This window comes from Campylobacter troglodytis (assembly GCF_006864425.1).
Lineage (GTDB): Bacteria > Campylobacterota > Campylobacteria > Campylobacterales > Campylobacteraceae > Campylobacter_D > Campylobacter_D troglodytis.
This window is the reverse complement of sequence record NZ_QHLI01000089.1, coordinates 1-6,576: the sequence shown is the minus strand read 5'-3', so window position 1 is coordinate 6,576 and position 6,576 is coordinate 1. Positions and strand designations below refer to the sequence as shown.

The following is a 6,576-nucleotide window of genomic DNA, read 5'->3' as shown; positions in this document are numbered from 1 at the left end:
TGATTTTACCACAAAGATCCAAGATGCCAAGGGAAGCGTAGAAACTACTACAAATACCCTAGGCGATGAGATAGTAACCATGCTTAAAACCTCGGCTGAATTTGCTGATGCTCTAAATAGTGAAAGCACAAGATTAAGCGAGGCTGTGAAAGCCTTGACAGAAAGCTCAAATTCACAAGCTCATTCACTTGAAGAAACAGCAGCAGCCCTTGAAGAAATTACCTCCTCAATGCAAAATGTCTCCACCAAAACAACAGAGGTAATAGCTCAAAGTGAAGAAATTAAAAATGTAACAGGTATAATTGGCGACATAGCTGATCAAATAAATCTTTTAGCCTTAAACGCAGCCATAGAAGCAGCAAGGGCTGGTGAGCATGGACGTGGCTTTGCTGTGGTAGCTGATGAGGTTAGAAAGCTAGCTGAGCGCACTCAAAAGTCTTTAAGTGAGATAGAAGCAAACACCAACTTGCTGGTTCAAAGCATAAACGATATGGCTGAGAGCATCAAAGAACAAACCGCTGGAATCACTCAAATAAACGACGCAGTAGCAGCCATAGAAACAAGCACGCAAGATAATGTCCGCATAGCAAATGACTCCTCTTTAATCTCAGATAGCGTTAGCTCAATCGCTAAGAATATCTATGATGATGTTAAGAAGAAGAAATTTTAAAGGCTTGTTTGGGACTTTGTGTGGGCTTTGAATTTAAGGATATTTTGAGTGGCTTTGAATTTTTAAAGTTGAGTTAAATTCCCTTTTTGAGAGGTTTGAATTTTTTAGTTTTTTGAAAGGCTTTGAATTTAAGGATATTTTGAGCCTTAATATTTGAGGCTTTTTAAGCTAAGTTGAATTTTTTTTTTTTTGAGAGGCTTTGAGGCTTTGTTGTGAGAGAGACCTTGAATTTGAGGCTATTTTGAATGGTTTTGAGGCTGTTTGGAAAGGCTTTGAAACTGTTTTGTGGGAAGAGACCTTGAATTTAAGGATATTTTGAGCCTTAATATTCGAGGCTTTTTAAAGCTGGCTTGAATTTTTTTGAGAGGCTTTTTGAGTAGCCTTTCTAGGCTTTTGTGAATTTAAGCCTCTTGAGCTTTTGAGGCTGTTTTTGAGAGACTTTGAATTTTAAGGCTATTTTTGAAGTTGGCTTGAAGTTTGTTGATTGACTTTGAATTTTTTGTGTGAATTTAAGGCTTTGTTGTGGGGGCTTTGGGTTTTTAAAAGCTTGAAGCTTTAAAATTTTAAACATTCAGACCTTGAATTTAAAAGAGGCTTTTGAATTTAAATTCAAGCTTGGCTTTGAAACTGTGAATTTTATCACATCCCTATTTATAAGCGCAAATAAAAGCTACTTAGTCTATCTCAAACCAAGAGCGATAAAATTAGCATTTTTAAAAAAATGCTTTAAATTCAAACTTGGCTTGAATTTAGCCTTTAAAATTCAGTCTCACGCTAAAACTCAGCTAAGTTTAAAACCAAAAGCTTGTTTGAAAAAGAGTTAAAATTTGGACTTGACTTGAAATGTAAGTTAATTTTGTAAATGTAAGCTTTTATTTAAATCTACACCATAAACAAACAAATTCAAACAAAGACTATAAATTAAAACTCTTTAATCTTATATCCAAGATCTATTCTTTAATACAATTATCTTTATGCATTGTAGCACTTTGTTTAAATGCATTTTTTAAAAATTTAAGCTCCTTAGTGCTTAAATTTATAAAAGGTGGTTGATGTTTTTAGCTGGTATAATTAGAGCTAAAAACTTGTTAAAATTTATATTTAGTATATATTTTACCCTACATTTATAAGCGAAAATGTTAGCAATTTTTGGAGTGTTTTTGTTTGATCTTTGCGTAAGCAAAATACCATTTTATATGAGCTTTCTCGCCCTTGTGTTAATGCAATTGTGCAATAAACAAGTCTTTTGATAGCAAAAGATTGTGCAAAATCAATAAAACGCAGTTTCTTTAGAAAATGAACGGTGAGCTTGAAGTTGATGAGAGTTATTTCAGTGCTAAAAGAGTGTGCATAAGACATGGGCGTGGGGCTGGAAAAAAGACATCTATATTTTTACTTCGTATTATACACTCGCCTCTTTGCAAGAAGTAACAAAAGCTCATTACAGAGTAAAGCATAGCGAAAATGAGTTTGCAAAGGGACATAACCACATAAACAAAATTGTGAATTTTTTGCTTCGCTTCATTTGCAACTTCGTAGTAGAAGTTTGCAAGGGCTGGCTTAGGTGTTTTAGGACAGAGGAATTTTTCACGCATTTAAAAGAGAGTGAAGTTAGCTCTAAGATCAAGCTTAAAAATGAAGCCTTGTATAAAATTTTGTTAAAATGGCTTAGGAAAAATCCTAGATCATTTTAGCTTAAAAGTATCAACTGTTAAATGATGTAGCTATAAAACAACAAAGACACCATTTCAAAGGACTTAACTTGATTTTTTATAAACAAAACTTCTTAAAAAACGAGCTTTCAAAGCTTGAAAAAGATGGGCTTTTAAGCGCGGAGCAAAAAGAGCGAATTTTTGCGCATTATCAAATCCCTCTTGCTGAAACAAAGGCGAGTTCATCTTTGCTAACAGCACTTGCAGCGGTTTTATTCTCGCTCTCACTCATCACGCTTATAGGCTATAACTGGGAGCAAATACCCGCATTTATCCGCACTGCCTTGCTTTTGCTTGTGCTTTTTGGCACGCAAATTACCCTTTATCTTGTGAAAGATAAAAGTGCCCTTTGGAGCGAATTTTTAGGCATTTTAAGCAACTTCGTGCTACTTGCGAATTTAGCCTTGCTTTCTCAAATTTATCATCTAGGCGATGACACGGCAAGTGCATTTTTAAGCGTGGCTTTTGTGAGTTTGCTTATGGCATTTGTGCTTAAAAGTGGTGCTGTCTTTTGGCAAGCCTATATTTTCGCGGCTATTGCCTTTTATATAAATGCAGATAATGAAATTTTCACACATTCTTTTGTGCTTTTTATTTTATGTGGCTTTATCTTGCAAGCACAAAATGGCTCAAAAGCCCTTGCCTTTGTGAATTTTTTCGCCCTTTTTGCTTATCTTTATTTTGCGCCTTGGTTTTTTAACGCGTATTATGACCCTTTTTCTAAGCTCTTTGTGTATCTTGCCTTTCCGTTTAGCCTTTTGTTTTTAGCCTTTAACGCGCAAAGCTACAAGCCTTACGCCCTTTTTATCTGCGCTTGGGTGCTTGTTATCTTACTTAATCTCTACGCTTTGCCAAAGCCCATCACTCCAATGCTTACTAATGAGAATTTTTCTCTCACAGCATTTTTGATTTTGCTTGCGTTTTTAGCCCCAGCCCTTTTGAATTTAGCCTTTAAACGCTATTTTTTAGGTGTGTTGGGCGTGTTGTTTTGGCTTGAAAGCTACGGCTTTTTGAGCTTTTCGCTGTATCAATTTTTTAGATATGACTATGAATCCACGGTTTATACCACTTTTGCACAAATTTTTTACTCTTTTTTAACGCTTATTTTTGGGGTCTATCTCATCAAAGAAAAGCACATTGTGCTAGGCATTTTAGCCCTTTGTGCGCTTGTGATAGTTCGCTACATTCATTTGCTAGGAGATTACATAGGTGCTAGCATTATCTTTGCGATATTTGGGCTTGTGCTACTCATCATCGCGCGTAAAAAGCAAAAAGCACAAGGAATGCAAAATGAAGCATAAATTTCTTGTCTTCGCCTTTGTGGTGCAGTTTGTGCTTATCGTGCTTGTCTTTTTAAATGCTTATTTGCCCTTGCTTTTGGGCGATGAGCTTAGGGTGCGAGCTAGGGGATACGACCCGCGCGACATACTTTCTGGCAATTTTGTGCGACTTGATTATGGCATAAGAGTGAAAGAGGACGAGCTGCCACAAGATAGGCAAATCAAAGAATTTTTTGTTTTGCTTGTTGATGAAAACAATGACGAGGTGTTTGAATTTGGCAAAATACTCCTTGATGAGCCACAAAATGAATTATATATTAAAGCAAAACGCTCTCATCGGTGGAGCGATTTGCTTGAAATAGGGGCAGAAAAGTATTTTGTTCCCAAAGAAAAGGCACTTGAAATCGAGCGAAAACTGCGTTCGCTATCTGGCGATGCGTTTGATGGTAACGGACGATTTGGCGCACTCGTTACGCTTAAAATTTACAAGGGCAAGGCAAGGATTGTGGATTTAAAGATTATAGAGGATGCAAAAAGCGATTTACAAGGGAAGGATAATGATGAGTTAGAGCCACTCACAGGTGGTTTAGACACTGTGATAAACTAAGCTAAAAGAAAAAAATGGCACAAGATACTTTAACAAAAATTTATCTTATCAATTTTAGTAAATTTTAATAAAATTTACGCCCTCAAATCAATGATTTTTAGATTTTGACTTTTAATTTGTGTAAGTAAATCTTGGCTAAGTGCCTTTTGAAGTAGCTTTAATGCCTTTTGTTTGGCAAGGCTTAAAGCCTCATTGCTTGAATTTTCGTTTAAAATTTTAGACTCAATTAAACTTAAAGGGTTTGTGAATTAGCATCTATGAAAAACAAAAGTTTTGTTTCTGAATTGTCTCAAAAGAAATTTAAGAAATTTTGAAGTATATTTTTGCTTCGCCTTTCAGTCCCCTCACTTTGTAAGAAACACTTGATTTAGAGGCGAAAAAATTACCGATCTTTGTCAAATTCGTCATCAAAGCTTATGTAAAATTTCCAAGCAAATTCGCATTTTAATCACCAAAGAGTGTGAAAAATCAGCAAAACGAAGTTTCTTTAGAAAATGAGCGGTGAAATCGAAGTCAATGAAAATTACTTTGGTGCAAGGCGTGTGCGTAGAAAAAGGGGGCGTGGAGCTGGTCGCAAAACGACTGTGTTTGGAATGTTAAAGCGAAACGGCTGCGTTTATACGCTCAAACACTTGCTCTGCCAAAGAATTGCAGTCCATAATAAAGGAATTTTCAGAGCTTAAAGAAAGTGAAAATTACAGGAAAGCTTCAAAGCCTACGAGGCCTTGTGATTTGTGTGTAAAGGCACATTAGAGGGTAAAGCACTCCAAAAACGAGTTTGCAAACGGACGAAGCCATATCAATGGAATAGAGAATTTTTGGGGATTTGCGAAGGCTAGATTAAGTCAGTTTCACGGCATTAAAAGAGAATTTTTCTACCTTCATTTGAAGGAAACTGAATTTCGATATAATGTCAAGGTTAAAAACGAAAATTTGTATAAAATTTTGTTAAAATGGCTTAGGAAAAATCCTCTAAAATTTTAGCTAAAAGTATCAATCGCCAAAATTTATGAGTTAAATTCTGATGGCAAAAAGATTAAAGATAAAGACTGCCATAGAGGATGCACAAAATGAAAACATTTAAAATACTTTATCTTTGCTGGGTGATATTTTGTATTATAGGTTGGTTTATATCCCCTATCATAGGGCATAATCCAAATAGGGTTGAGGAATTTTTTATTATGTTGGGCTGGATAATATTTCCGCCAATGATAGTCAATTTATGGCTTTTTGCAACAAAAAGGAATAAGAAATGTTTAATGATGTTTTGTGTATTGCTTTTATATTATCCGTTAGCTTTTGTTGCGGAATATATTTTCCGTTTTGGAATAGACTCTTTTTTTAGTTTGATACGCTATTATTATTGGATACTATTTGAAGGAGGGAACCCAAGTGATAGCTAAACTTGATGATTTAAAAAATTACGCTGAACTAGCACAGGCAAGTTATTTTTACTTTGATTTAGATGGGTATGTATTGAAAGAAAATAATATCACTATTACCCTAAACGAAATTATAAGCTCAAATTACAATGGCAAAACAGCTGGTAAAAAAATAAAAATAGGACATGAATATTATCTTACTGACACACGCGAACTCAATGGCGAATTTGGGGAATTGCAAGCAAAGGAATTTATAAAACGATACAAAATTTACTTTCATCAAGCAAATACTGCATCAGGTTTTAGTGCTACTTTATTTTATGACACTCAAAAAGATAGATTTGTGCTTGGATTTAGAGGGACAGAGGGTTTTTGGAATATAGATGCCATTCAAGACATAGCACTCTCTTTAAGTATGAATATTCAACACTCTGCCCTTTTAGATTTTTTAAAAGAAGTTAAACAAATACTGCAAAGCTATAAAAAACCCATCATCTTTGTAGGGCATTCACTCGGTGGCTATTTAGCACAATGGGCTTTGATATATTGCGATGATAAATATAAGGATTTACTGGGGTTTTCCCCTAAAGAAGTTTATACCTTTAATTCACCTAGTATTTATGGCTGGAATTTTCCAAATACTATTATAAATCCAAATACTATGAAAATTTTGCGAGAAGTTTTTGATAAATTAAGCATTGATACTTCAATGAAACTAACACATATTTACAACAGCAGCGGCATAAAGCTCATAGCATCAGCTCAGTATGGCTCACAAAATACCTTGCCTATATATACAAGCTTAAATTCACACTCTATCATAACCCTTACTCAAACCCTTTATTTTTACTCTTATCTTTTAGAACTTAAAGGCAACTACAATAAAATCGCACAAAATAATACCTCGCAAGATACTATTAATAAT

The 6,576-nt window shown here is 34.8% G+C and carries 5 protein-coding genes and 3 pseudogenes; 7 read left to right on the top strand and 1 reads right to left on the bottom strand.

Annotated elements, in window-relative coordinates:
• From DMC01_RS11760 to DMC01_RS16880, 6 genes and pseudogenes are all read left to right on the top strand, one after another.
• Nucleotides 1-670, top strand: a 670-nt coding sequence (locus DMC01_RS11760; RefSeq protein ID WP_246058933.1) for a methyl-accepting chemotaxis protein, incomplete at its 5' end; no start/stop codon positions are given.
• Nucleotides 671-1,963: 1,293 nt separating this feature from the next.
• Nucleotides 1,964-2,062: pseudogene (locus tag DMC01_RS16890) on the top strand (IS1595 family transposase); the annotation flags it as partial.
• A 41-nt stretch (nt 2,063-2,103) separates the two neighbouring features.
• Nucleotides 2,104-2,182, top strand: a pseudogene (locus tag DMC01_RS16885) (IS1595-like element ISIse1 family transposase); the annotation flags it as partial.
• Nucleotides 2,183-2,432: 250 nt separating this feature from the next.
• On the top strand, nt 2,433-3,683 hold the full coding sequence (locus DMC01_RS11750; RefSeq protein ID WP_185908916.1) for a DUF2157 domain-containing protein: 1,251 nt from the start codon (nt 2,433-2,435) through the stop codon (nt 3,681-3,683).
• Nucleotides 3,673-4,269 carry a GDYXXLXY domain-containing protein gene (locus tag DMC01_RS11745; protein ID WP_142694388.1) on the top strand — a complete coding sequence of 199 codons (597 nt, stop codon included), beginning with the start codon at nt 3,673-3,675 and terminating at the stop codon, nt 4,267-4,269. Before DMC01_RS11750 ends, DMC01_RS11745 begins: the two co-directional genes overlap by 11 nt.
• Nucleotides 4,270-4,784: 515 nt before the next feature.
• A pseudogene (locus DMC01_RS16880) lies at nt 4,785-5,253 on the top strand (transposase); the annotation flags it as partial.
• A 106-nt stretch (nt 5,254-5,359) separates the two neighbouring features.
• Here the strand turns inward: DMC01_RS16880 and DMC01_RS16105 are convergent.
• Entirely contained in the window at nt 5,360-5,488 is a 129-nt protein-coding gene (locus DMC01_RS16105) for a hypothetical protein (protein ID WP_282432317.1), read from the bottom strand.
• 173 nt (nt 5,489-5,661) lie between these two features.
• On the opposite strand from DMC01_RS16105, the gene DMC01_RS11730 reads away from it, so the two are divergent.
• Nucleotides 5,662-6,576: Mbeg1-like protein (locus tag DMC01_RS11730; RefSeq protein ID WP_142694387.1), on the top strand; the 915-nt coding region annotated here is incomplete at its 3' end.